22 protein-coding genes are annotated in these 22973 nt (G+C 74.3%); 12 read left to right on the top strand and 10 right to left on the bottom strand.

What is annotated here, in order from left to right; all coding sequences use genetic code 11:
• Positions 1 to 30: 30 nt before the first annotated feature.
• Together ACI8AP_RS03540 and ACI8AP_RS03535 are read right to left on the bottom strand one after the other, a co-directional pair.
• Positions 31 to 1566 carry an aldehyde dehydrogenase family protein gene (locus tag ACI8AP_RS03540; RefSeq protein ID WP_456587950.1) on the bottom strand — a complete coding sequence of 512 codons (1536 nt, stop codon included), beginning with the start codon at positions 1564 to 1566 and terminating at the stop codon, positions 31 to 33.
• A 36-nt stretch (positions 1567 to 1602) separates the two neighbouring features.
• On the bottom strand, positions 1603 to 2790 hold the full coding sequence (locus ACI8AP_RS03535; protein WP_456587949.1) for an NAD(P)/FAD-dependent oxidoreductase: 1188 nt from the start codon (positions 2788 to 2790) through the stop codon (positions 1603 to 1605).
• A gap of 278 nt (positions 2791 to 3068) precedes the next feature.
• On the opposite strand from ACI8AP_RS03535, the gene ACI8AP_RS03530 reads away from it, so the two are divergent.
• The 3 genes from ACI8AP_RS03530 to ACI8AP_RS03520 all read left to right on the top strand — a co-directional run bounded on the left by ACI8AP_RS03530 (position 3069) and on the right by ACI8AP_RS03520 (position 5496).
• On the top strand, positions 3069 to 3929 hold the full coding sequence (locus ACI8AP_RS03530) for an MBL fold metallo-hydrolase (RefSeq protein ID WP_456587948.1): 861 nt from the start codon (positions 3069 to 3071) through the stop codon (positions 3927 to 3929).
• A gap of 134 nt (positions 3930 to 4063) precedes the next feature.
• Positions 4064 to 4780: a FadR/GntR family transcriptional regulator gene (locus ACI8AP_RS03525; RefSeq protein WP_456587947.1), complete on the top strand. Its 717-nt coding sequence runs from the start codon at positions 4064 to 4066 to the stop codon at positions 4778 to 4780.
• Positions 4777 to 5496 carry a cache domain-containing protein gene (locus tag ACI8AP_RS03520; RefSeq protein ID WP_456587946.1) on the top strand — a complete coding sequence of 240 codons (720 nt, stop codon included), beginning with the start codon at positions 4777 to 4779 and terminating at the stop codon, positions 5494 to 5496. Before ACI8AP_RS03525 ends, ACI8AP_RS03520 begins: the two co-directional genes overlap by 4 nt.
• 203 nt (positions 5497 to 5699) lie before the next feature.
• Here ACI8AP_RS03520 and ACI8AP_RS03515 read toward each other — a convergent pair whose 3' ends face one another.
• Positions 5700 to 6422, bottom strand: coding sequence for a spermidine synthase (locus ACI8AP_RS03515; RefSeq protein ID WP_456587945.1), 723 nt, complete (start codon positions 6420 to 6422; stop codon positions 5700 to 5702).
• A 328-nt stretch (positions 6423 to 6750) separates the two neighbouring features.
• Here ACI8AP_RS03515 and ACI8AP_RS03510 point away from each other — a divergent pair, with 328 nt between their 5' ends.
• Positions 6751 to 7683 carry a sugar phosphate isomerase/epimerase family protein gene (locus ACI8AP_RS03510; protein WP_456587944.1) on the top strand — a complete coding sequence of 311 codons (933 nt, stop codon included), beginning with the start codon at positions 6751 to 6753 and terminating at the stop codon, positions 7681 to 7683.
• Between the two features lie 400 nt (positions 7684 to 8083).
• Here ACI8AP_RS03510 and ACI8AP_RS03505 read toward each other — a convergent pair whose 3' ends face one another.
• Both ACI8AP_RS03505 and ACI8AP_RS03500 read right to left on the bottom strand, forming a co-directional pair.
• Positions 8084 to 8539, bottom strand: a complete 456-nt coding sequence (locus tag ACI8AP_RS03505; protein WP_456587943.1) for a hypothetical protein — start codon at positions 8537 to 8539, stop codon at positions 8084 to 8086.
• A gap of 148 nt (positions 8540 to 8687) precedes the next feature.
• Positions 8688 to 9410 (bottom strand): hypothetical protein, encoded by a 723-nt coding sequence (locus ACI8AP_RS03500; RefSeq protein ID WP_456587942.1) that lies wholly within the window; start codon positions 9408 to 9410, stop codon positions 8688 to 8690.
• A gap of 207 nt (positions 9411 to 9617) precedes the next feature.
• Between ACI8AP_RS03500 and ACI8AP_RS03495 the strand changes: the two genes are divergently transcribed.
• Entirely contained in the window at positions 9618 to 10430 is an 813-nt protein-coding gene (locus ACI8AP_RS03495) for an SRPBCC family protein (protein WP_456587941.1), read from the top strand.
• Positions 10431 to 10661: 231 nt separating this feature from the next.
• On the opposite strand, the gene ACI8AP_RS03490 is transcribed toward ACI8AP_RS03495, so the two are convergent.
• Both ACI8AP_RS03490 and ACI8AP_RS03485 read right to left on the bottom strand, forming a co-directional pair.
• The gene (locus ACI8AP_RS03490) at positions 10662 to 10916 is read right to left on the bottom strand and encodes a glutaminase (protein WP_456587940.1); all 255 of its coding nucleotides are present in this window, start codon (positions 10914 to 10916) and stop codon (positions 10662 to 10664) included.
• Positions 10877 to 11617: a glutaminase gene (locus ACI8AP_RS03485; protein ID WP_456587939.1), complete on the bottom strand. Its 741-nt coding sequence runs from the start codon at positions 11615 to 11617 to the stop codon at positions 10877 to 10879. Before ACI8AP_RS03485 ends, ACI8AP_RS03490 begins: the two co-directional genes overlap by 40 nt.
• 87 nt (positions 11618 to 11704) lie before the next feature.
• On the opposite strand from ACI8AP_RS03485, the gene ACI8AP_RS03480 reads away from it, so the two are divergent.
• On the top strand, positions 11705 to 12613 hold the full coding sequence (locus ACI8AP_RS03480; RefSeq protein WP_456587938.1) for an NAD-dependent epimerase/dehydratase family protein: 909 nt from the start codon (positions 11705 to 11707) through the stop codon (positions 12611 to 12613).
• 24 nt (positions 12614 to 12637) lie between these two features.
• On the opposite strand, the gene ACI8AP_RS03475 is transcribed toward ACI8AP_RS03480, so the two are convergent.
• Entirely contained in the window at positions 12638 to 13393 is a 756-nt protein-coding gene (locus ACI8AP_RS03475; RefSeq protein ID WP_456587937.1) for an IclR family transcriptional regulator, read from the bottom strand.
• 371 nt (positions 13394 to 13764) lie between these two features.
• On the opposite strand from ACI8AP_RS03475, the gene dhaK reads away from it, so the two are divergent.
• From dhaK to ptsP, 3 genes are read left to right on the top strand one after another with little or no spacing between them, the layout of a single operon-like run.
• Positions 13765 to 14766 (top strand): dihydroxyacetone kinase subunit DhaK, encoded by a 1002-nt coding sequence (gene dhaK, locus ACI8AP_RS03470; protein ID WP_456587936.1) that lies wholly within the window; start codon positions 13765 to 13767, stop codon positions 14764 to 14766.
• Between the two features lie 3 nt (positions 14767 to 14769).
• Positions 14770 to 15456 (top strand): dihydroxyacetone kinase subunit DhaL, encoded by a 687-nt coding sequence (gene dhaL / locus ACI8AP_RS03465; RefSeq protein ID WP_456587935.1) that lies wholly within the window; start codon positions 14770 to 14772, stop codon positions 15454 to 15456.
• Positions 15453 to 17975, top strand: a complete 2523-nt coding sequence (gene ptsP / locus ACI8AP_RS03460; protein WP_456587934.1) for a phosphoenolpyruvate--protein phosphotransferase — start codon at positions 15453 to 15455, stop codon at positions 17973 to 17975. Before dhaL ends, ptsP begins: the two co-directional genes overlap by 4 nt.
• Positions 17976 to 18038: 63 nt before the next feature.
• Here the strand turns inward: ptsP and ACI8AP_RS03455 are convergent, their stop codons facing one another.
• Together ACI8AP_RS03455 and ACI8AP_RS03450 are read right to left on the bottom strand one after the other, a co-directional pair.
• Positions 18039 to 18494, bottom strand: coding sequence for a hypothetical protein (locus tag ACI8AP_RS03455; protein ID WP_456587933.1), 456 nt, complete (start codon positions 18492 to 18494; stop codon positions 18039 to 18041).
• A gap of 144 nt (positions 18495 to 18638) precedes the next feature.
• Positions 18639 to 19355, bottom strand: coding sequence for a M15 family metallopeptidase (locus tag ACI8AP_RS03450; RefSeq protein WP_456587932.1), 717 nt, complete (start codon positions 19353 to 19355; stop codon positions 18639 to 18641).
• Between the two features lie 88 nt (positions 19356 to 19443).
• On the opposite strand from ACI8AP_RS03450, the gene ACI8AP_RS03445 reads away from it, so the two are divergent.
• From ACI8AP_RS03445 to ACI8AP_RS03435, 3 genes are all read left to right on the top strand, one after another.
• Positions 19444 to 20139, top strand: a complete 696-nt coding sequence (locus ACI8AP_RS03445) for a response regulator transcription factor (RefSeq protein WP_456587931.1) — start codon at positions 19444 to 19446, stop codon at positions 20137 to 20139.
• On the top strand, positions 20132 to 21256 hold the full coding sequence (locus tag ACI8AP_RS03440) for a sensor histidine kinase (protein ID WP_456587930.1): 1125 nt from the start codon (positions 20132 to 20134) through the stop codon (positions 21254 to 21256). The genes ACI8AP_RS03445 and ACI8AP_RS03440 overlap by 8 nt, the downstream gene beginning before the upstream one ends.
• Before the next feature lie 263 nt (positions 21257 to 21519).
• Positions 21520 to 22959 (top strand): sodium/glutamate symporter, encoded by a 1440-nt coding sequence (locus ACI8AP_RS03435; protein WP_456587929.1) that lies wholly within the window; start codon positions 21520 to 21522, stop codon positions 22957 to 22959.
• The last annotated feature ends 14 nt before the right edge of the window (positions 22960 to 22973 follow it).

The raw sequence follows: 22973 nt of genomic DNA, 5'->3' as shown, positions 1-22973 counted from the left end.
CCTCCTCGGTTGGTGGTGGGTGGACGGGGGTCAGCCGACGACGGTGCGGCTCTGCTCGCGCATGAAGCCGGGCAGGTACCAAGGGCCCAGACCGCCCTTGCCGGAGGAGCCGCTGGCCTTCCAGCCGCAGAAGGACTGGATGCCGGGCCAGGCGCCGGTGGTGGCGCCCGCGCGCCGGTTGACGTAGACGACGCCGGCCTCGATCTCGTCGAGGAAGCGCTCCTTCTCATCCTCCCGGCCGGTGAAGACCCCGGCCGAGAGGCCGTAGTCGACGGCGTTGGCCTCGGCGATCGCGGCGTCGAACCCGTCGACGGCGGTGACCGTGACGAACGGCGCGAACAGCTCCTCGCGGGTCAGCGGGTGGCCCGGTGGCAGGTCCGTGACGACCGTCGGGCGGTAGAAGTTGCCGCCCAGCTCCTCGACCTTGCCGCCGGTGACGACCCGGCCGTCCCGGGCGGCCGCGGTCAGGGCGTCGTCGATCCGGCGGGCGACCGCGTCGTCGGCGACCGGTCCCATGCCGGTGCGCGGGTCCGCGGGGTCCCCGACGACGATCGCCTCGGCCGCGGCGGCCAGCTTCTCGACCAGTTCGTCGGCGACGCTGCGGTCGACGACGACGCGGCGGCACGCGCTGCACTTCTGGCCGGACAGGCCGAAGGCGGAGCGGGCGATGCCGGCGGCGGCGTCGTCGAGGTCGGCGGTGGCGGTCACGATCGCGGGGTTGCTGCCACCCATCTCGGCCAGCACCGGCCGGGCGTAGGCGCCCTCGCCCAGTTCGCGGACCAGCTGCCAGCCGACCGCCGCCGACCCGGTGAAGGCGATCCCGTCGACAGCGGCCCGGGCCAGCTCCCGGCCGGTGTCCGCGCCGCCGTGGACCACGTTGAGCACCCCCGCGGGGAGCGCGGCGCCGAGGATCTCCCAGGCGAGGGCGGTGGAGCGCGGCGTCTTGTCCGACGGCTTGGCCACCACGGTGTTGCCGGTGACCAGGGCGGCCGCCGCCATGTTGACCGCGAGGGCCACCGGGAAGTTGAACGGCGCGATGACGGCGAAGACACCGAAGGGGCGCAGGACGTCGGTGTTGTTCTCACCCGGCGCCGACCGCAGCGGGGTGACGAAGCCGCCGTTGCGCTCCATCTCGGCGCAGTAGTGCTCGACGAGGTCGACGGCCTCCTGCGCCTCGGCGAGGGCCTCCAGCCGCGTCTTGCCCGTCTCGGCCGAGACGATCCCGGCGATCTCCGCGGTGCGCTCGGTGAAGCCGGCCTTCGCCTGCCGCAGCGCGGCGATGCGGTCGGCCGAGGAGGTGGTCCGCCAGCCGCGGGTCGCGGCGCGTGCGGCGGCCACCGCGTTGGCGACCACGGCGGCGTCGGCGGTGCGGGCCGTGGATATGACCGTCCCCGGGGCGCAGGGGTCCTCGCGGGTGAACGTCGTCCCGCGCTCGTCGGGGGCGCCGCCGATGACGTGCGCGAGGACGGCGCCGCCCTTCCGGGCCTCGGCTAGAGCGGCGTCGAAGCGTGCGTCGAGCGCGGCGTCGCCCAGGTCGGTAGATGCGTAGTCGAGCTTGGTGGTCACCGGGACTCCAATCGGTGGACGTCGGTCAGGGGGAGGTCAGGGGCCGTCGAGAGGTGCGGCAGGGCCGCAGCCCGCGGTGGAGAGCCGGGCCGGATCCCAGCCGGGGTCGGTCTCGGCGAAGGTGGGGGAGGTCGCGCCCACGAGCGCCTCGGCGGCCACCCGGCCGATGGCCGGCGCCAGCTGGATGCCGTTGCCTCCACCACCGAGGGCGCAGACGACGTCGGCTCGTGCCGGGTGCACCCCGACGATGGGCCGGTGGTCCGGGGTCATCGGGTAGATGCCGGTCCAGCTCCGGCCGATCGCCGCGCCGTCGGTGTCGACGAGGCGCTCGGTCAGGCGCTCGATCAGCTCCTCGACGAAGGAGTCCGGCACCCGGCCCAGCGGCACGTCGGGGGACACCGACTCGGCGATCGCCTCCTCCACGTGCAGGCCGGCGATCAGCTGGTCGGGGCGCTCGGACCGGAAGTACACGCCCGCCAGGCCGGAGCCGGGCACGTAGTCCATGACGAACGGCAGCGGAGGGGTGATCGGCTCGGCCAGCTCGATGGTCACCGCGCCGTGCAGCTGCGGCACCAGCGGCACCGGGGCCCCGAGCAGCTCGCCGACCACTCCGGCCCAGGGGCCTGCGGCGTTGACCACCACGTCGGCCTCGACCGTCTCGCGAGGGGTGCGCAGCCGCCAGCCGGTGGATCGCGGGTCCGCGCCGACCACCGGGCTGTTGACCAGCACCCGCCCGCCCCGCTCCCGCACCAGCCGGGCGGCGAGCGTGCAGTACTCGTAACCGTCGATGTGCCCGTCGGAGGGGCCGAAGAGCCCGCCGGCGAGGTCGTCGACCACCAGGTGCGGCCACCGCCGGGCGATCTCGGCCGACGTCAGCACCGCGGCGTCGGGCACGCCCGCCGCGTGCTGCCGCGCCACGCTCCGCCCGTAGGCCGCCATGTCGGCGTCGCTGCGGGCGGTGCGCAGGTAACCGCCGCGGACGAAGGTGAGGCCGTGATCGCGTTCCATCCGGTCGTAGAAGCGCCGGCCGTGCGCCCGGACCGCGATGTCCGCCGTGTCCACGTACTGGGTCTCGACCATGCCGACGGACAGCCCGGAGGACCCGTCCCCGGGGTGGCTGGCGTCGAGGACGACGACGTCGTGGACCCCGTGGTCCTGCAGCTCCGTGGCCGCGGCCAGGCCGCACACCCCGGCGCCGACCACGGCGACTCGGACATCACTCACGACGGGCTCCTCAGGGCTGGGCGACGGGCTCTCCGACGGCAACCGGTCGTCTGTGGACGGCGCGGTGACGCGAGGGGGGCGGCGGGCCGGATCGTCGGCCGGCCGTGCCGAGGGGGTGCGGTGCGGTAAACCTATAGCGCTGTCGGTTTTAGTCAACGGCCGTCGGCCCGGCATTTACCGAAACGTGTCCTGACGGTCTCCGGCCGGGTGCCGGGGCCGGGAGAGGGTTGGCTGCAGGCATGAGCGTTCGCGAGGCGGAAGACCGCAGGTACGGGTCCGTGAGGGTGCTCGGCTCCCCGGAGGGCGGCCGCTACCCCTGCGGCAACTCCCTGCTGATCTCAGGATCCGAGGTGACCGTCCTGGTCGATCCGTCTCTCGAGGTGTCGCGCCGGGGGACGGCCACTGGTCCGGTCGACCTGGTCGCGATCAGCCACGGGCACGAGGACCACGTCTCCGGGCTGCACGTCTTCCCCGACGTACCCGCGCTGGCGCATCCGGCCGATGCCCCCGCGGTCCGCGACCCCGAGGTGCTCCTGGCCGGGTTCGGCATGGCGGCCCCCCAGGCGGAGGAGTTCCGGGCGACCCTGAGCGGCACGTTCGCCTTCACCGGGCACGCGGACGTCCGTCCGGTCACCGACGGCGACGTCATCGACCTGGGTGGCCGGACCCTCACCGTCGTCCACCTGCCGGGGCATACCGCGGGACACTGCGGCTTCCTCGTCGAGCCCGACGGCTTCCTCTTCACCGGGGACATCGACCTGACGTCGTTCGGCCCCTACTACGGCGACCTCGGTAGCGACCTCGACGCGTACGAGGCCTCGCTGGCGCGGCTTCGGGACGTGGAGGCCCGCTGGTACGGCACCGGGCACCAGCAGGGGGTCCTCGAGGGTCGGGCGGCGTTCCTGGCCCGGCTGGATGCCTTCGCCTCGGTCATCCGCCGCCGGGAGGAGACGCTGCTCGCGATGCTGTCCGAGCCCCTGACCGTGGCGGACGTCGTCGCCCGGCGCTTGGTGTACCGGCCGCACGTCCGCCTGCCCTTCGTGGCGGCAGTCGAGCGCCGGACGGCGGAACTGCACCTCGACCGGCTGCTCAGGTCCGGCCGGGTCCGGGAGGGCGACGGTGTCTTCCAGGCCGTCTAGTTCCCTCCTTCCGGGCCCGTTCCGGCCCGGCCGCCCCCGTGCGCTCACTAGGGTGGCCGACGCGCCGTCGACCGACGCGCCACGGGATGGGGGGTGAGGTGCGCACCGACCTGCTCTCGACCCTGACGCGACGCGTGCTCTTCGCGCCCCTCGCCGACCAGGGCCGGGCCGACGTCGTCGCCGTCCGGCTGCGCACCGCCATCACCCTCGGGGTGCTCGGCGAGGGCGAGCAGCTGCCGGCCGAGGCGGACCTGGCCGCGCAGTTCAACATCTCCCCGGTGACCCTGCGCGAAGCGCTCACCCAGCTCCGCGAGCAGGGGCTGGTGGCCACCCGCCGCGGCCGTGGGGGCGGAACCGTGGTCACCGCCGGGCGACCGGACCAGATCCGCGCAGCCGCGGACCAGGCCCGCGAGCTGTCCCGCCTGGACCTGCGCGACCTCGCCGACTGGCGCCGCGCTATCGCGGCGGAGTCGGCGACCCTGGCCGCCCGCCGCGCCTCCGGCGAGAACGTCGCGCTGCTCGAGCGGGGCAGCCGACGTCTGCTGACCGCCGGCGAGGAGGTGGAGGCACGGCGGGCGGACAGCCGCTTCCTGATCGAGCTGGCCGCCGCGGCGCAGTCGGTCCGCCTGAGCACGAGCATGATCAGCCTGCAGGTGGAGTACGCGCCGCTGCTGACCCTGGCGTACATGGATACCGAGGTGAGGTCGACCGTGTCGCAGTTGTTCGAGGCCACCGTCCGAGCCGTCCGGGACGCCGAGCCCGAGGTCGCCCGCGAGTGCGTCGTCCGGGCGGTCGACCACGTGGCAGCCCGCGTGGCGCAGCTGCGCACCCGAGGGTGGGCGGAGCGATGACCGGCGCGGCCCCGGGAGCGCCCGAGGAGGCACTGCGGGACGCGGCCACCGGCGTCGTCGCGCTGACCGCACCGGTGTTCACCGACCTCGCCGGACTCGGCGAGGCGGCCACCCGGCGACTGGACCTCGGCCGGCACCCGGTCTTCGACGAGTCGCGGGCCTGGGAGGTGCTCGAGCCCGACGTGAGCGTGATGCTGCGCAGCCGGTCGCTGGTCACGGGCGCCGGCATGGCGCTGCGGCCACCGGCGACCGCCTCGGCGGGGGAGGTGCCCTCCATGGCGTGGTGGGTCATACGGGACGGCGAGATCCGCGCCAAGCAGCACGTGCTCAACCCGAGGTCCGACTCCTTCTACGACGTCTCGCAGGCCCGCTGGTTCCGCGTGCCGTGCGCCAGTGGGGCGCCCACGCTGCTGTCCCCCTACGTCGACAGCTGGGGTACCGACGACGTCACGATGACCGCAGCCGCACCGCTGACCGCATCGGGGGAGGTCCTCGGCGTCGTCGCCGCGGACCTCGACGTCCGCCGGTTCGTCGACGCCGCCGAGGGCCTGCTCGTGGAGGCGGAGGCCACCGCCCTGCTCGACGAGGAGGACCGTGTGATCACCGCCACCCATCCGCAGTTGGACACCGGCACGAGGTTGAGCGCCACGGACCTGGGTCCGGTCCGGGCGCGCGCCGCGATCGCGGAGTTCGGCTGGACCGTCGTCCGTCTCTGAGGCGGCCTTTCCGCTACGCCTGCTGGCGAGGCAGCGGCCCCGCCCGCCGGCTCGCTGCGCGGCCTCACCCGCGGTGTGACCGCGCCGGCGAGGCCGGTGGGACCAGCAGGACGAGAGCTGCCGGCACGTCCGCCGGTCGGCCCGGTTGCGAGCGACCGGCCGTGGCGATGCCGCGACGGGGGGAGCGGACGATGCGGCCGGGCTCACCCCCGGGCGGTGGCCAGGTAGACCGTGTTGGCGGCGGGGCGGTCCTGCAGCGGGTTGGGAAAGTTCACCACCTGCGCGTCGACGTCGACGAAGACCGCCGACAGCGCGGCCAGGTACTCCTCGTCGGGTGGCTCGTTCGACCACAGCGAGAAGACGCCGCCGGGCCGGAGGAGGGCGGCCAGCCGTGGCATGCCCGAGGGGCGGTAGAAGGGTGCGTTGCCCTCGTCCAGCAGGTGCCCGGGGGAGTGGTCGATGTCCACGACGACGGCGTCGAAGACCCGGCCGGGGGCCGCCGGGTCCAACCCGTCTCCCGCGACCATCGCGAAGAAGTCGCCGTGCACCAGTCGGCACCGCGGGTCCGCGGCGACGGCGCGCCCGAGCGGCAGCAGCCCCTGCTCGTGCCACTCGATGACCGGCTCCAGCAGATCGACCACCACGAGCTCGGCGACCCGGGGGTCGGCGAGCACCGCCTGGGCGGTGTAGCCGAGCCCCAGGCCCCCGACCGCCACGTCCAGCCTGTCGCCGTCCGATCGCGCCAGGGCCAGCCGGGCGACCTCCACCTCGGCGACCGTGAACAGGGAGGACATCAGGAATTCGTCGCCCAGCTTGACCTCGAACACGTCGGCCCCGGTCACCGGGTCCCGGCGCCGGCGGAGGCTGAGCTCGCCGATCGGCGTGGGGCTCCAGGCGAGCTCCTCGAAGCGCTTGCCCACTGACACGCGTCTCCCCTCGCTGCTGCACCGGGCCGCAGTCGTCCCGGTCGGGGCCACTGTTCCCGGCTCGCGCGGGCGGGGAACGTCGGGCGGACCCGACGCCATCTCCCCGTAGATGCCCGGGCGAGCACATGCGCCCGTCGTTGACGAACTTCTGCTACCGGCAGAGCAGAAGCCTTGCTAGCTTCGTGACGCAGCACACACCCGGGGCCTCAGGGGTCGTCGTCCGGCGTGGCCCCCCTGAGATCTCGTCACGAACGGCACGCCGAACGGGCGCTCCCTGCGCTCGGTGACGCGCGCCGTCACAGCCACTCGAGGGGAATCCGTGAAGGTGATGAAGAGACTGCGCCACACGCTGCGGGCCGCGCTGTTCGCTGCGCTGTCCGCACTGCTGTTCCTGGGACTCGTCGGCACGGCGAGTGCGGCACCGCCCGCACCCGGGGCGTCCGGGACCTCCGACTGCGCCGAGCGGCCCGTGCCGGCGAGCAAGGTCTCCGTCCAGCTGTGGACGTTCGCCGAGTACATCGGCTTCGGCACCGACGCCGCCACGCAGGCCCGTCACGAGGAGGTCCTCCGCCGGCTCAGCGAGATGGGCTACCGCAACGTCGAGCCGTTCACCCTGAGCGGGATGACCGCGGAGCAGTACGCCGACTTGCTCCGGGAGTACCGGCTCAAGGCCTCCGGGCGGCACGTCGGCGTCGGCACGCACGCCGAGCCGGCGGACATCGCGCAGATCCTCGAGGAGAACCGGGTCCTGGGCGTCCGCTACTTCGGCTCCGGTGGCACCCCGCAGCTCACGACCGAGGCCGAGTGGATCGCCTACGCCGAGTACCTGGACGCGGTCGGTGCGCAGGCCCGCCAGGCCGGGCAGTGGCTCATGGTCCACAACCACAACTGGGAGTTCGAGACCACCTTCGGCGACCGCAGCGCCTTCGACATCCTCATGGAGCACACCGAGCGGCGGCACGTCGTGTCGCAGCTCGACCTGTACTGGGCGGTCTTCGCCGGCGCCGATCCGATCGAGATCATCGAGGAGTACGGCAACCGGGTCCGGCTGTTCCACGTCAAGGACCTGAACGAGGAGCTCGACCGGCGGATCGAAATCGTCGGACGCGGGGACATCGACTTCGCGCCGATCTTCCGGGTGGCCGGCGGCAGCACCCGGTACTTCGTCGTCGAGCACGACCCGCGCTTCGGCGACCCCACGTTCGACCCCTTCGAGGCGGCGCGGGAGGGCTTCGCCTACCTCACCTGCTCGACCCGCTGACCGAGGGCGCAGCGCGCCCTCCCGAGGAGGCGGTCCCGGACGTCCGGGGCCGCCTCCTCCCGTGCGAGGGCGGTCCCGAGGGGTGACGCCGGAGCTACGCCCTGACCAGGCCGAACTGCGCGGCGTGCTCCTCGGCCCACTGCGCGAAACTCAGGGCCGGGCGACCGGTGACCGCGAGGACGTCGTCGGTGGAGTTCTCGGGATCGCCGACCAGCGTGGCCCAGTGCGCCAGGGACGCCTCCAGGATCGGGCGCTCCTCCGGAGCGGCGGAGTCGATGATCTGCTGCGCGGTCAGCCCCTCGATCTGGAGCGGCCGTCCGGTGGCCTTGGGGGTGTCGCCTTCACCTCCGCCTCGATCGGGCGGCTCAGGCGACGACTGCGACCCGCCTGCCGTGCGCCCTCACGCGCTCGTACTCGTGGCGGCGTCGGCGCTGAGGTGGGTGACCGGGACGCCGCAGCTCTTGCGCAGCCGCGCCGGTAGATCACGGCGGAGCCAGTGGGAGAGCGTGTGCGGCAGCGTGGAGACGACGATCTCGTCCGCCGGGAAGTGGCCGAGGGTGGCCCGCACGGCCTGGAGCGCGTCGGGGTCGCCGACCTCGCCGTCGACCTGGGCGCCCAGGGCACGGAGGTCCTCCAGCGCCCGGTCGAGGCGCTGGCGGGCGAGCGCGTACGCGCGGTCGGTCACGGAGGGCCCCAGGCCGGCGTAGGCGCTGGGGCCTTCCACCTCGTCCTCTGCCGGGGTGGCGGGCGCGACGAGGTGGAACGCGTGCGGTTCGGCGGTGATCCGGTCCTGGACGGCCCGCCGGAGCGCGTCGGCGGAGAGGGTCTGGTTGGCGACGATCAAGCAGCGGCGCATGGCCCGGTGCTCCTGTTCGGTGGACGCCTCGACGACAGGAGTGTGACGCGCGTCATGGCGATGGTCCACCCGGTGGCGTCGCGGCATCCCGGTGCCCTGATCCGTCCAGGTCGCGCTGCCGCCGGGCACGTACCCCGGGCCCATCCGTTTACCGCTGCGTGGGCTCCCGGACCGGGGGTTCCGGCGACGGGGACGGGACCCGGGGCAGCGGCGGCGCCACCGGCTGGGCGGTGAGCTCCTGGTAGGCGGTGGTGTGCGCGCGGAGCGCCGCGACCGCGTCGGCGACGTCGGTGGCCGGCCTCCCGGCCGCCGACGCGACGTCCTCCGCCTGCCGCACCGCGTCGCAGACGTCGGCGACCATCTCGAGGTACGCCCGGGCCTCCGGCTCCGGGTCGGCCTGCTCCGTCGGGTTCGGGAACAGCGCCCGTTGCCGCAGGCGCTGCTCGAGGCGGCTGCCCTCGGCCTCCAGCGACGGCAGCAGCTCGGGGACGTCGCCGAGATGCGCACCGGCGGCCTGGGCCGCGACGACCTGGCGGCGCAGCCCGTCCCGGGCGCGGGCGACGTCGAGCTGGAGCTCCGCGGCCGAGCGCCGCTGGCCCGGCGGCAGACGGCGCGCGGCGACGGCGGTGGCCCCCTGCACACCGAGCACCCGGCCGCGGGCGGCGAGCTCCCGGCCACGGGCCGCGAGCGGGCTGCGCCGGAAGCGCCTGAGCACCAGCCATCCGGCGAGAGCGGCGACCAGCAGGAGCACGAGGAGCACGCCACCGAGGACGGCGACCACCGCGGGGTCCAGCGAGAGCAGGAAGGACAGCTCCTCGTCGGCCCGCACGTCCAGGGCGCCGGCGGTGCCGGTCGGCAGCGGGGTGGTCATCGAGCTCCTCGTCTCAGGCGGTGGGGGCGCCAGGGACAACGTCCTCCACCCGGCCGGTGGTTCCCGGGCCGGCTCGGCCGCCCGGTCCGGCGCGAGGCACCCATGGCACGTCGACGCGGACCGCGAGGCGCTGCATCGACCGTCCGTGGCGGGGGTAGCCGAGGGGCGCAGTTGCGACAGCGGACGACCAGTGACAAGGAGTCAGCGATGACCACCAAGGCCGAGAAGTCGATCCAGGTCGACGTACCGGTGTCCACGGCCTACAACCAGTGGACCCAGTTCGAGGACTTCCCGTACTTCATGGGCGGGGTCAAGGAGGTGCACCAGCACGGCGACAAGCGCCTGCACTGGGTGGCGGAGATCGCGGGCGTCCGGCGCGAGTGGGAAGCAGTCATCATCGAGCAGGTGCCGGACCAGAAGATCGCCTGGGCCGCGCAGGAGGGCGCGACGAACGCCGGCGCCGTGCGGTTCGAGCCGGTCGGCGCAGGGTCCACCCTCGTCCACCTGTCGCTGGAGTACGAGCCCGAAGGGCTCGTGGAGAAGGTCGGCGACAAGCTCGGCGTCGTGGAGCGGCAGGTGGAGTCCGACCTCCAGCGCTTCAAGTCCCTCGTGGAGAGCGAGGGCTACGCCACCGGCGGATGGCGCGGCACGATCAACCCCGGAGAGGACGTCGGCACCCCCGGGGTGAACGCGGCCTTCACCTCCCGCGGCGACAGCGGGAAGGCGGGGGTGTCCGGCAAGGCCGTCGCCGCGGGGGCGGCCGCGGTGGCCGGCGTGGCGGCCGCGGGTGCTGCCGCCGCCGCGTCCGGGAGCAGTCAGGGCGGCGGCCAGGAGAAGGCACAGCCCCCGCAGGAGGACGTCGCGGTCGTTCCGCAGCCGCCGAGGGAGGCGGTGCGCGACGAGGTCGTCGTGGACGAGTCCGACCCCGCCGGCTTCACCGCTGGCACCTCCACCGAGGGCGTGGAGCGGGGAACCAGGGATTCCGACGACGACCCCATGATCGGGGGCGGCAGCCGCTGACCCGCACGGCGGTCGGGTCCGGGACAGCTCCCTCGGACCCGACCGCCACGCGGCGGCCCGGGGCCGCCGCCACTCCGTCGGTGGAGCCCTTCCGGGCACCGCGACCCCGAGCCGGAGCGCCGTGGCCGGATGCGGGTGCCGGCCCATCGCGCCGGGACCTCGTCCGGACGGCCGGGTCCGCCTGGCCGGAGCGGAGGGTCGCCCACCCCGTACCGGTGCGGCCGGGGCAGGTCACAACAGGGACAGGTCGAGCCGTTCCGACAGCAGGTGCAGGGCGGCCCGTCCCGCTCGTGAGTTGCCCTTCTCGTCCAGCGGCGGCGACCACGCGCACACACCGAACCGGCCCGGCACGTCGCCCATGACCGCGCCGGCGACGCCGCTCTTGCACGGGAATCCCAGGTCGTAGGCGAACTGGCCGGCCGCGTCGTACGTGCCGCACGTCAGCATCAGCGCGTTGACCCGGCGCGCGAGGGGCTCGGAGAGCACCGTGGCTCCCGTGCGTGGCTCGACGCCGTCTCGTTGGCCAGGAAACGAGCGGCTCGGGCCAGCGTCCGCGTGGTGACCGTGAGGGAGCACAGGCGGGCGTAGAGCTCGATGACCTCGTCGACCTCGTGGTGCAGGTTCCCGAACGACCGCATGAGGTGGGCGATGGCGCGGTTGAGGTGGCTGCCCTCCCGCTCGGCGTCGAGTGCGGTCTCGTCGACCACCAGCTCGTCGCCGACCAGCTCGCCCAGGAGGCCGGCCACCGAGCCGACGGGATCGTCCGCCACGTCGATCAGCACGTCGCTCACCACGAGGGCCCCGGCGTTGATGAACGGGTTCCGCGGCACGCCCTTCTCGTGCTCGAGCTGGATCAGCGAGTTGAACGGGTCCCCGGACGGCTCGCGGCCCAGCCGCTCGAACAGCTCCTCACCCACCCGCTGCAGGGCAGCCGTGAGCGCGAAGACCTTCACGACGCTCTGGACCGCGAAGCCGACGTCGGCGTCCCCGGTGACGTGCTCGGTCCCGTCGAGCTCGGCGAGCGCCAGGGCGAAGCGGGCGGGCTCGGCCGAGGTCAGCTCCTCGGGCTGCTCCTTGACCTCGCCCTCCTCGGCGCGATGCTGGGATCGGTCCGCGACCTCGGCGAGCACCGCCGCCAGGTCGCTGGTCCCGTCGGCAGCGGAGGGCGACGAGGGGGAGGGGGGCATCGACCCCCGTTACCCGTCGGCCGGCTGCCGACACCCCCCGCCCCGCGCGGCAGGCGCCGAAGTCGGGTCGCTGGCAGGGTGGACGGCATGGCCGATACCTCTCCCGCCGTCGTGGTGACCGGTGCGAACGGGTTGGTGGGCACCGCGGTGTGCCGCGCGCTGCTCGAGCGCTCGGCGCAGGTGCGCGCCGTCGTCCGGCGCGCCGGCAGTGCGCCCGCGCTCGACGGGGTCGTCGAGCACGTCGGTGACTTCGCCGACGAGGGCTTCGCCGGCACGGTGACCCGGGGCGTCGACGCGGTCGTCACGACCGTCCACCCGATGGGTTCGCCCCGGGAGGTGCAGCACCGGGTGGGCGTCGAGGGCACGTCGGCCTTCGCCCGGGCCGCCCGCGATGCCGGCGTCGCCCGGCTCGTCCACGTGTCCACGGCCGGGGTCTACGACCGCTCGGCCGGCGTCGGGGACGTGGCCGAGGACGGCGCCCTCCTGCCCGAGGGGAGCGGCGACTACCCCGACACCAAGAACGCCGCCGACGCCGCGCTTGCGCAGATCAGCGGGCTCACCACCGTGCTGGTCCGCCCGCCGGCCATCCTGGGGGCCGGCGAGACGTCGGTGTGGAACACGCTGCGGCCGCGGGCGATCCGCGACGGGAGCCGCCGGGCGAACCCGGCGCAGACCTGGGCCTGGGTGCACGTCGAGGACCTGGCGGCCCTGATCGCGGACGTCGCCACGGGCGCCGTCGCGACCGCCGACGACGCGGAACGGGGCCCGGTCGCCGGCGGTACGACCCCGGTCATCGTCGCGGGCGAGTCCGCGACCTGGCGGGATTACCTCGGCACGGTGACCGATGCGCTGGGCGTCGAGCCCGAGTGGACCGACGAGCCGGTCTGGACCGGCCGGCTGCGCACCGACCGCGCGCGCGGGTGGGGCTGGCAGCCCCGCGTCAGCCTCGCGCAGGCGCTGGGCGAGCTGCGGCAGGGCCTGACCTCACGTTCGTGAGGCGCCCGGTGGACCGGTGAGGAGTTAGACGCCGTGCACGGGCCACCCCGGCGCGCCGAGTTCCCGGGAGACGGCCCGCGCCGCCTCCCGGACCGCCCCTAGGACGGAGTCGTCCACCGGCCAGGCGGCCGACGGGACGACGACGCCGATGGCGCCGGCGACATCGGCGTGCGCATCGAAGACCGGCGCGGCGAGCCCGCACTCGCCGAGGAGAGCCTCCTCCTGCTCCAGGGCGACAGCGGTGGAGCGCGCCTCCTCCAGCTCGGCCCGGAGCTCCGTCACGGAGGTGAGGGTCTCGCCCGTCATGCTCTTCAGCGGCTCCTGGAGCACACCCCGTCCGGCCGCTCCGGAGAAGGCGAGGATCGCCTTGCCCAGGGCGCAGGCGTGGGCGGGGATTACGATCCCCACCTCCGGCATCTGCCGGCTGCCGTCGGGGCGCGGCTCGTGGTGAATGATCACGACGTCGTCGAGCAGCAGGACGGCGGTCCGCACCGCGAACCCGGTCCGGCGGGCCACCTCCTCGGCCCACGGGATCGCGCGGGAGCGCAGCTCGATGGTGTCGAGGTAGACGTTGCCCAGGCGCAGGACGGCGGGGCCCAGCTGGTAGCGGCCCGACCCGCGTTCCTGCACCACCAGCCCGTGGGAGACGAGGGTGCGCACCAGCCCGTGCACGGTCGACGGGGGCAGCTCGAGCCTGGCGGCCAGCTCGGACAGGGCCATCCGGCGGGAGCCCTGCAGGGCCGTCAGCACCCGGACCGCCCGGTCGACGGACTGAATCACCGGCCCGCCCCTCCCGCTCGTCCCGGTGCGCGGCCGTGCCTTGTCGAGCACCGGCGCGCTCTAGTAATCTACGTCACACATTCGACGATGTCGAATGGTCTTCGGTGAAGCGGAGGCCCCGTGCTCGACGAGACGGCCCTGCCCCGGCGTCCGGTCGTCGGGTTCTCCGGCGAGGCCACCGTGGTCCGTGTGGACCACCGCACGGCGGCGACGGTCGACGGCGTGGTGGGCCCCGCACTCGCCTGCACCGTCATCGCGCGGACGCCCGCCGTGGCGCGCCGCCGTGCCCGGCGTCGACGTGGGCGCCCCCGACGAGGCCCGCGCACCCGCGACGGCCTCCTGATCCCTACGCCACCAGGAGAACCGAGGTCATGAAGAAGCTCGTCAACGACCCAGCGGACGTCGTCTCGGAAGCCCTGCGGGGCTTCGAGGCCGCACACCCCGACCTGCGGGTCGACCACGCGAACAAGGTGATCCACCGCGGCGACCTGCCGAAGCCGGGCAAGGTCGGCATCGTCTCCGGCGGCGGCTCCGGCCACGAGCCGCTGCACGGCGGATTCGTGGGGCTGGGCATGCTCGACGCCGCCTGCGCCGGCGAGATCTTCACGTCTCCGGTGCCCGACCAGGTGCTCGCGGCCACGAAGCTGGTCGACGGCGGCGCAGGAGTCCTGCACGTCGTCAAGAACTACACCGGCGACGTCATGAACTTCGAGATGGCCGCGGAGCTGGCCGAGGCCGAGACCGGGGCGCGGGTGGTCCCGGTGGTCACCGACGACGACGTCGCCGTCCAGGACAGCACGTGGACGGCGGGGCGGCGGGGGGTCGGCGTCACCGTCCTGCTGGAGAAGATCGCGGGTGCCGCCGCCGAGCAGGGCCGCTCGCTGGACGAGGTCGCCGACGTGGCCCGGACGGTGAACGCCAACGGCCGCAGCATGGGCCTCGCGCTCACCAGCTGCACGTTGCCGGCGGTCGGGCACCCGTCGTTCGACCTGGGGCCCGACGAGATGGAGCTCGGCGTGGGCATCCACGGCGAGCCGGGCCGCGAGCGCATCCCGCTGGCGTCGGCACGGGAGATCGCCGCCATGCTGGTCGAGCCGGTCCTCGACGACCTGCCGTTCCGCTCCGGCGACGGCGTCCTCTGCTTCGTCAACGGCCTCGGTGGGACGCCGCTGATCGAGCTCTACGTCATGGTCAACGAGGTGAACCGGATCCTCTCCGGGCGCGGCGTGCAGATCGCCCGCTCGCTGGTCGGCAACTTCATCACCTCCCTCGACATGGCCGGCACGTCGGTCACGTTGCTGCGCGTCGACGACGACCTGCTCTCGCTGTGGGACGCGCCCGTGCGGACGCCGGCGCTGCGGTGGGGGGTCTGACCGATGGCTGACGGCATGACGACGGGCGACCTGGCGGACTGGGTCCGGGCCTTCGCCCGGCTCGTCGACGAGAACAAGGACCTGCTCACGGAGCTCGACGCGGCGATCGGCGACGCCGACCACGGCGCCAACATGCACCGCGGGATGACCGCGGTGGTGACTGCGCTCGACGAGGGCGCGGCCACCACGCCGGGCGCCCTGTTCATGAAGGTCGGCATGACGCTGGTGTCGACCGTCGGCGGGGCGAGCGGCCCGCTCTACGGAACCTTCTTCCTCCGGTTCGGCGGAGCCGTCGGCGACGCCGAACCGGTGGACCCCGACGGTTTCGCCGCCGGGCTGCGCGCGGGGCTCGAGGGGGTGGTGGCCCGTGGCAAGGCGGAGGCGCAGGACAAGACCATGTTCGACGCCCTGGCCCCGGCGGTCGACGCACTGGAGGCGGCGCTGGCCGACGGCCAGCCGTGGGGCACCGCGTTGCAGCGGGCGTCGGCGGCTGCGGCCGTGGGGCGGGACGCGACGATCCCGATGCCGGCCCGCAAGGGCCGGGCCAGCTATCTCGGCGAGCGGAGCGCCGGGCACCAGGACCCCGGCGCGACCAGTGCGGCGCTGCTCGTCGCCGCGGCGGCGACGGCCCTGGGTGGCGTCCAGAATCCGGTGGCGGCCGGGCCGGCCGACGGGACGCCCTCCGGATGACGGCGTCCAGCGGTGGGGGAGCGCAGGGCGTCGGGATCGTGGTCGTCTCGCACAGCCGGGCCCTGGCCACGGCCGCCGTCGCGCTGGCGACGGAGATGGTGCACGGCGCCGAGCCCCGCATCGCGGTCGCGGCCGGGCTCGGCGACACGACCTTCGGCACGGACGCCGTCCAGATCGCCGCAGCCATCCAGCGCGTCGACGGCGACGCCGGCGTGGTGGTCCTCATGGACCTCGGCAGCGCGGTGCTCAGCGCGGAGATGGCGCTGGAGCTGCTGGACGACGACGTCGTCCGGGACCGCGTGACGCTCTGCCCGGCACCGCTGGTCGAGGGGCTCGTGGTCGCGGCGGTCGCGGCTGCCGGTGGCGCATCCCGGCAGGAGGTCGCCGCCGAGGCCCGGGCGGCGCTCCTGGCGAAGACCGGGCACCTGGGTGCCGACGACGAACCCGGAGGCCCGGCCTGCGGGGAGGACGGGACCGGTGTCACCGCCACCTTCACCGTCGAGAACCTTCACGGGCTCCACGCCCGGCCCGCGGCCCGGCTGGTCGCGGAGGTGCGCCGGCTGGACGCCGCGGTGACGCTGCGCAACCTCACGGCGGGCGGAGCGGTGGTCCCGGCGGCCAGCCTCAGCCGCGTGGCGACGCTGGGTGCGCTCCAGGGGCACGTCGTCGAGGTGGCGGCGACCGGACGGCAGGCGCGCGCCGCGGTGGACCGCCTGCTGGCGCTGGCCGCACGCCGCTTCGACGAGGTGGACGACGCAGGCGAGGCCGCCCCGTCCGGTGACGCGCCGCCCGCGCCGGGAACACCGTTGCCCGCGGGCCCGGGGATCGGGATCGGCCCCGCCCGCCGGCTGCCCACGTGGTCGCCGCCGCCCACCGACCGACCAGCCGGTCCCCCCGCCGCCGAGTGGCGACGGCTGACCGAGGCCGTGGCCGACGTCCGCCGGGAGGTCGAGCGGCTCCGCGACGGCGCGCTGCAGGGCGCCGGAGCGGCGGCGGCCGGGATCTTCGAGGCCCACCTGCTGCTGCTCGACGACGCGGAGCTGCTGGGGGAGGCGCGGTCGCGGATCGACGCCGGCACCTCCGCGCCGGCCGCCTGGGAGGCGGCGGTCGAGACGGTGGAGCGGAGCTGGCTCGCGCTGCCCGACCCCTACCTGCGTGGTCGCGCAGCGGACGTCCGGGCGGTGGGGGAGCAGGTGCTGCGCACGCTGGGCGGTGCCACCGCGGCGGTGCCGGTCGCGGTGGACGGCGTCCTGCTCGACCGGGACCTGACCCCGGCGCAGGCGGCGGCGCTCGACCCGCGCACCGTGCGCGGCGTCGTCCTCGCCGGTGGGAGCGCCACCTCGCACGCGAGCATCCTGCTGCGCTCGTTGGGCATCCCCGCGGTCGTCGCCGCCGGGCGGGCGGTCCTCGACGTGGCCGAGGGCACGGTGGTCGTCGTCGACGGTGCGGCCGGGCGGGTGGTCGTGGATCCGGCCCCCGAGGCCCTCGAGGAGTACCGGCGCGAGGCGGCCCATCTCGCCGAGCAGGCGGAGCGTTCGGCGGCCGAGGCGACCCGTCCGGCGATCACCGCGGACGGGGTCCGGGTGGAGGTGGCGGCCAACCTCGCGTCCGTCGCCGACGCCCGTGCCGCGGCGGCGACCGGAGCCGACGGCGCCGGCCTGGTCCGGACCGAGCTGGTCTTCGTCGATCGGGACCGCCCGCCGTCCGTGGCGGAGCAGGAGCGGGAGTACCGCGCGATGGCGGAGGCGTTCGACGGCCATCCCATCACGATCCGGACCCTCGACGTCGGCGGCGACAAGCCGCTGCGCTACCTCCGGCAGCCCTCCGAGGCGAACCCCTATCTCGGCCTGCGGGGCCTGCGCCTCTCGCTCGCGCGGCCGGAGCTGCTCGTCGAGCAGTTGACCGCGATCTGCGAGGTCGCGCGCCATGCGCCGGTCAACGTCCTGTTCCCCATGGTGACGGCCGTCGACGAGCTGATAGCGGCACGGCAGCTGCTCGACCGGGCGGCCGGCCCGGAGGGGCTGCCGAGCTCCCTGCGGATCGGGATCATGGTGGAGGTGCCGGCGGCGGCGCTGACCGTCGAGGCGTTCCTGCCGTACCTGGACTTCGTCAGCATCGGGACGAACGACCTCACGCAGTACGCGCTCGCCGTCGAACGCGGGAACCCGGCCGTGGCGCCGCTGGCCGATCCGCTCCACCCGGCCGTTCTGCGCCTCATCGGCGAGGTGGGCAGCCGGGCGGCCGGTCGGGCTCCCGTCGCTGTGTGCGGCGAGATGGCAGCTGATCCGCTGGCCGTCCCCCTGCTGCTCGGCCTGGGTGTGACGGAACTCAGCGTCGCGGGCGCCGCCGTGCCGCGCGTGAAGGCGGCGGTGCGGGCACTGGCCCTGCGCGCGTGCGACGAGCTGGCGAAGGAGTGCCTCGAGGTGGGGACCGTCGAGGAGGTCCGTCAGCTGCTCGCCGACCGCGCGCAGGCCCTGCGACCGGCCGGAGCGGTGGCGCCGTACGTCCGTTCCACGTGAGGGTGGATCCCGGGCCGGCAGCGCGTCGCTCGCGGGGTCGTCCCGTCGACGACGGCTCGTCCGTCAGGGCGTGTCCGGTGGCGACGGGAACAACCAGAGCACGCTCGACAGCGCCCCGTACACCACGGCCGGGCCGGTGTGCGGCAGTCGCTTCCCGGCCGCCGCCCGTGCCTCGCCGCGGCGGAAGATCCACCGCTCCGCGGTCAGCTGCGCGCCGACCCCCGCGGCGAGTGCGGCCGCCACGGACCCGGCGATGACGGCCTTGCTGCGGGCGGGCTGCGAACGGAGTGCCTGCGCCGGGGCGACCGCGCCGTCGGGCTCCTGCCCAGCGGGGGCGGTGCGCCGCGTCGCCCGCAGGTCGGGGACCGACGCCGCGAAGGCGACGGCCGTGAGCCCGGCCTTCGCCCAGCCGCGGGTCGTGCGCGAGGGGATGAAGTCCGGCGTGGCGTAGTACAGGGCGGTTGCCGCCCCGCCGACCAGGGCGGCAAGGGCTCGGGATGAGGTGGACCGCGTGTTCACCCGGCCATCCTCTCGCGCGCGAGCGGCCGCAACAACGCAGTTGGGCGCAGCTGCCGACAGCACCAGCGGCAGGGACGACTTCCCGCCGGCGCGGCGACCGCGGCTCGACGTCGGCGCTCGTCACCGAGCCGGGCGGAGCCCCGGTCACTGCTGCATCCGCGGATCGTGGGTGGGGTCGGCGTACGGCCTGGGGCAGCCGTCGTCGACGGCCCGGGGGCGCAGCTCGTAGTGCCAGGGCTCGTTGCGGTAGGTCTGGCACAGCCCGTACCGCGCCCCGTGCTCGGCCAGCCACGCCCGTGCCTCGGAGGGGCCGACGTCGACCGCGTCCCCGGACACGTGGGCGGAGGTCTCCGCCGTGGCCACCCATCGGGCAGCCTCCTCCTCCGAGCCGTACTCGGTGACGGCCTCGCGGAGCAGCTGCTCCTGGTACGCAGGGGAACGCCAGCCGCTGGTGACGGTGAACCCGACCCCGTCACCCGCGGCAGCCGCCGCTGCCCTGCGGAGGGCGCCGAGGAGATCGGCATCGAGGTTGGCCACGGCCGGGAACTCGCCGTCGAAGACCGTCACACCGTCGGGCACGACGCCGTCGTCGACCGCCACGCCGAGCGGCCGGGGACGGTCGGGCGCATCCGGGTTGTGACGCAGGTCGGGGGACGGCGAACCGCTCCGGACGTCGTCGTCGGGGACTGCTCGCTCCTCCCCGTCCGTCCGGACGACGGGTGCTGCCGACGAGGACGGGGCTGCCACCCCCTGGTACCCGAGGATCCCTCCGACGATCGCGGCGATGGGCAGTACCAGGACGACTGCGATGGTCGATCGGGCCCGGCCGGCTCTCGTTCGTGCGTGGTCGCTGTGGGACATGCCTGCAGTCAAGGCAGGGTTCCGTTGCCACCACGTACGCGTTTCTCGATATGCCGGCGATACGTGCTCGTTCTCTAGCCTCGGCAGCGTGCGCGTGCTGATCGTCGAGGACGAACCGTTGCTGGCAGGAGCCATCCGCGATGGGCTGCGTCTGGAAGCGATCGCGTCCGACGTCGCCGGGGACGGCGAGACCGCGCTCGAACTGCTGGGCGTGAACGCCTACGACATCGCGGTCCTCGACCGCGACATCCCCGGGCCGTCCGGTGACGAGATCGCCGCGCACATCGTCGCGTCGGGCAGCGGCATGCCGATCCTGATGCTCACCGCTGCCGACCGGCTCGACGACAAGGCGTCCGGGTTCGAGCTCGGCGCCGACGACTACCTCACCAAGCCGTTCCAGCTCAAGGAGCTGGTCCTGCGGCTCCGAGCGCTCGACCGCCGGCGAGCGCACAACCGGCCGCCCGTGCGGGAGATCGCGGGTCTGCGGCTGGACCCGTTCCGGCGCGAGGTCTACCGGGACGGCCGGTACGTCGCGCTGACCAGGAAGCAGTTCGCCGTGCTCGAGGTCCTCGTCGCCGCCGAAGGGGGCGTCGTCAGCGCCGAGGAGCTGCTGGAGCGCGCGTGGGACGAGAACGCGGACCCCTTCACCAACGCTGTCCGGATCACCGTCTCGGCGTTGCGCAAGCGCCTCGGCGAACCGTGGCTCATCGCCACCGTTCCGGGCGTCGGGTACCGGATCGACACAGCACCGGGCACGGCACCCGGGGGAGGGGACCATGGCTAGGGCCCCCGGTCCGAGTGCCCGCCTCAAGCTCACTCTCAGCTATGCCGGCTTCCTCGTGCTCGCGGGGGCGCTGCTCCTGGCGGTCGTGTGGGTGTTCCTGCTGCGCTACGTGCCCGACGGCGTGCTCGTCACCTCCGGCCGGCCGGGACGCCAACCGGGGCTCTTCGTCCCGAACCGGTCGGACCTCGTGCGCGCTTTCGTCCCGCGCGCGGCCGCTGCGCTGGCGTTCCTGCTCGTGCTGGGTCTCGCGGGAGGGTGGTTCCTCGCCGGCCGGATGCTCGCCCCGCTGCGCCGCATCACGGAGGCCACCCGCATGGCGGCGACCGGGTCGCTCTCCCACCGCATCCGGCTGCCGGGCCGTCAGGACGAGTTCCGGGAGCTCGCCGACGCCTTCGACGGGATGCTCGCGCGGCTCGAGGCGCACGTCGCCGAACAGCAGAGGTTCGCGGCCAACGCCTCTCACGAGCTGCGCACCCCGCTGGCCATCACGCAGACCCTGCTGGAGGTGGCCCGCAAGGACCCGGACCGCGACCCGGCCGAGCTCGTCGACCGCCTCCACGACGTCAACGCCCGGGCGATCGACCTCACGGACGCACTCCTGCTGCTCAGCCGCACCGAGGGGGGATCCTTCCCCCGGGAACGCGTCGACCTCTCGCTCGTGGCCGAGGAAGCCACCGAGACGCTCCTGCCGCTCGCGGACAAGCACGGCGTCACGATCGAGACCTCCGCGGATGCCGCCCCCACGGTCGGATCACCGTCGCTCCTGCTGCAGATGGCGACGAACCTCCTGCACAACGCCGTGGTCCACAACCTCCCCGAGCGGGGCACGGTGCGGATCACCACCGGCGCCCGCTCCGGGACGGCGGTGCTCACCGTGGAGAACACCGGCGAGGAGATCGATCCGGAGCTGGTCTCGACGCTCTCCGAGCCGTTCCGGCGCGGCACCGAGCGCATTCGCTCCGACCACGCGGGCGTGGGTCTCGGCCTGGCGATCGTCCAGGGCATCGTGCGCGCGCACGGCGGAACGCTGACCATCGTCGCGCGCCCGGCCGGCGGTCTCCGCGTCGTGGCGGAGCTGCCTGCGGCCCGCGAACAGGGAGACGTCCCACCACCCTGAGGGCATGGGTCGCGCGGTGGCCGAACCGCCTCGTGACCGACTGCCCACGTCACGGCGCCGGTCGTGGCCGCGGCGGCCCAGCGGACGGCCGCCGCCGCGGCGATCGACGTCGACCTGGTCCTCGACGATGCCCGGGCACAGGCCGCAGCCGGTGCGCCGGAACCGGTTGTCGCCGGATCCCGGAGCCGCCATGGTGGACGGCACCCGGCGGGGACCGGCCGGCGCGACCGGTCCCCGGGACGGCCTGACCTGACGGAGGCAGCGTGTCCCCTGACGTCATCGGACTCAGCCTGCTGGTGCTGGGCGTCCTGCTCCTGGTCGCCAAACTCGTCCGGATCCGGTCACGCATCGCCCAGAAGCTCTTCCTCCCCAGCTCGATCATCGGCGGGTTCCTCGCCCTGCTCATCGGCCCCGAGGTGGTCGGCTCGGTGGCCGAGGCGATCGGCGGGGAGGACGCGCCGCTGAGCGGCGGACTGTGGCCGGCCGAGTTCCTCGAGGTCTGGGCGTCGCTGCCGGGCCTGCTGATCTCGGTCGTCTTCGCGACCCTGTTCCTCGGCGAGCGGATCCCCAAGGTGAAGGAGGCCGCCGAGCTCGCCGGGCCGCAGCTGGCCCTCGGCGTCACCATGGCGTCGGGCCAGTACGTGATCGGGTTGCTGCTGGCCGTCCTGCTGCTCGTGCCGTTCCTCGGCCAGGACCCCATGGTCGGCGCGCTCATCGAGGTGGGGTTCGAGGGCGGCCACGGCACGGCCGCAGGCCTGGGCACCACCTTCGCCGACCTGGGCTTCCCGGAGGCGCAGGACCTGGCGCTGGGCCTGGCCACGGTGGGCGTCGTCTCCGGCGTCGTCGTCGGCATCGCACTGATCAACTGGGGGGTGCACACCGGCCGCGCCCAGGTGCTGGAGGACGACGCGAAGACGTCGCTGGCCGAGCAGCGCGGGCTCTACGAGCGGGAGGAGCAGCCGCCCGCCGCGCTGATGACGGTGCGCACCGCCTCGGTCGAGCCGCTGGCCATCCACTTCGCGATCGTCGCCGTGGCGATCCTCATCGGCCTCGGCCTGCTCGAGGCGCTCCAGGCCCTCGAGGCGGCGCTGTGGGCCGACACCGTCGAGCTCTTCGAGTTCGTGCCGCTGTTCCCGCTGGCGATGATCGGCGGGGTGCTGGTGCAGAAGTTCGTCGACCGGTTCGACCGGACCGGCATCGTCGACCGGCGGATGATGCTGCGCATCCAGGGGATCGCCCTCGACCTGCTGATCATCAGCGCCCTCGCCACGCTGTCCATCCAGGCGATCGCGGACAACTGGGTGACGTTCCTCCTCCTCGCCGTCGCCGGCCTCTCGTGGAACGTGGGCGCCTTCGTCTTCCTGGCGCGCCGGATGATCCCGCGCTTCTGGTTCGAGCGCGGTATCGGCGACCTGGGGCAGTCCCTCGGCGTCACGGCCACCGGCCTGATCCTGATCCGGGTCGCCGACCCCAACGCCGCCACCCCGGCGATGGAGGCCTTCGGTTACAAGCAGCTGGCCTTCGAGCCCTTCTTCGGCGGCGGACTGGTCACCGCGGCGTCGCTCCCGCTGATCGCCCAGTTCGGGCCGGTGCCGCTGCTGATCGCCATGTCGGTCCTGCTGGTCCTGTCGCTGGGGACGGGCATCCTGTGGTTCGGACGGCGGACACCGGCCCAGGAGGAGGCGCGTTCCCCGGACGGTTGACGGCCGGAGCGTCC

The sequence above is a fragment of the Blastococcus sp. SYSU DS1021 genome (assembly GCF_054050995.1).
This window is presented reverse-complemented; position numbering and strand designations above follow the sequence as displayed.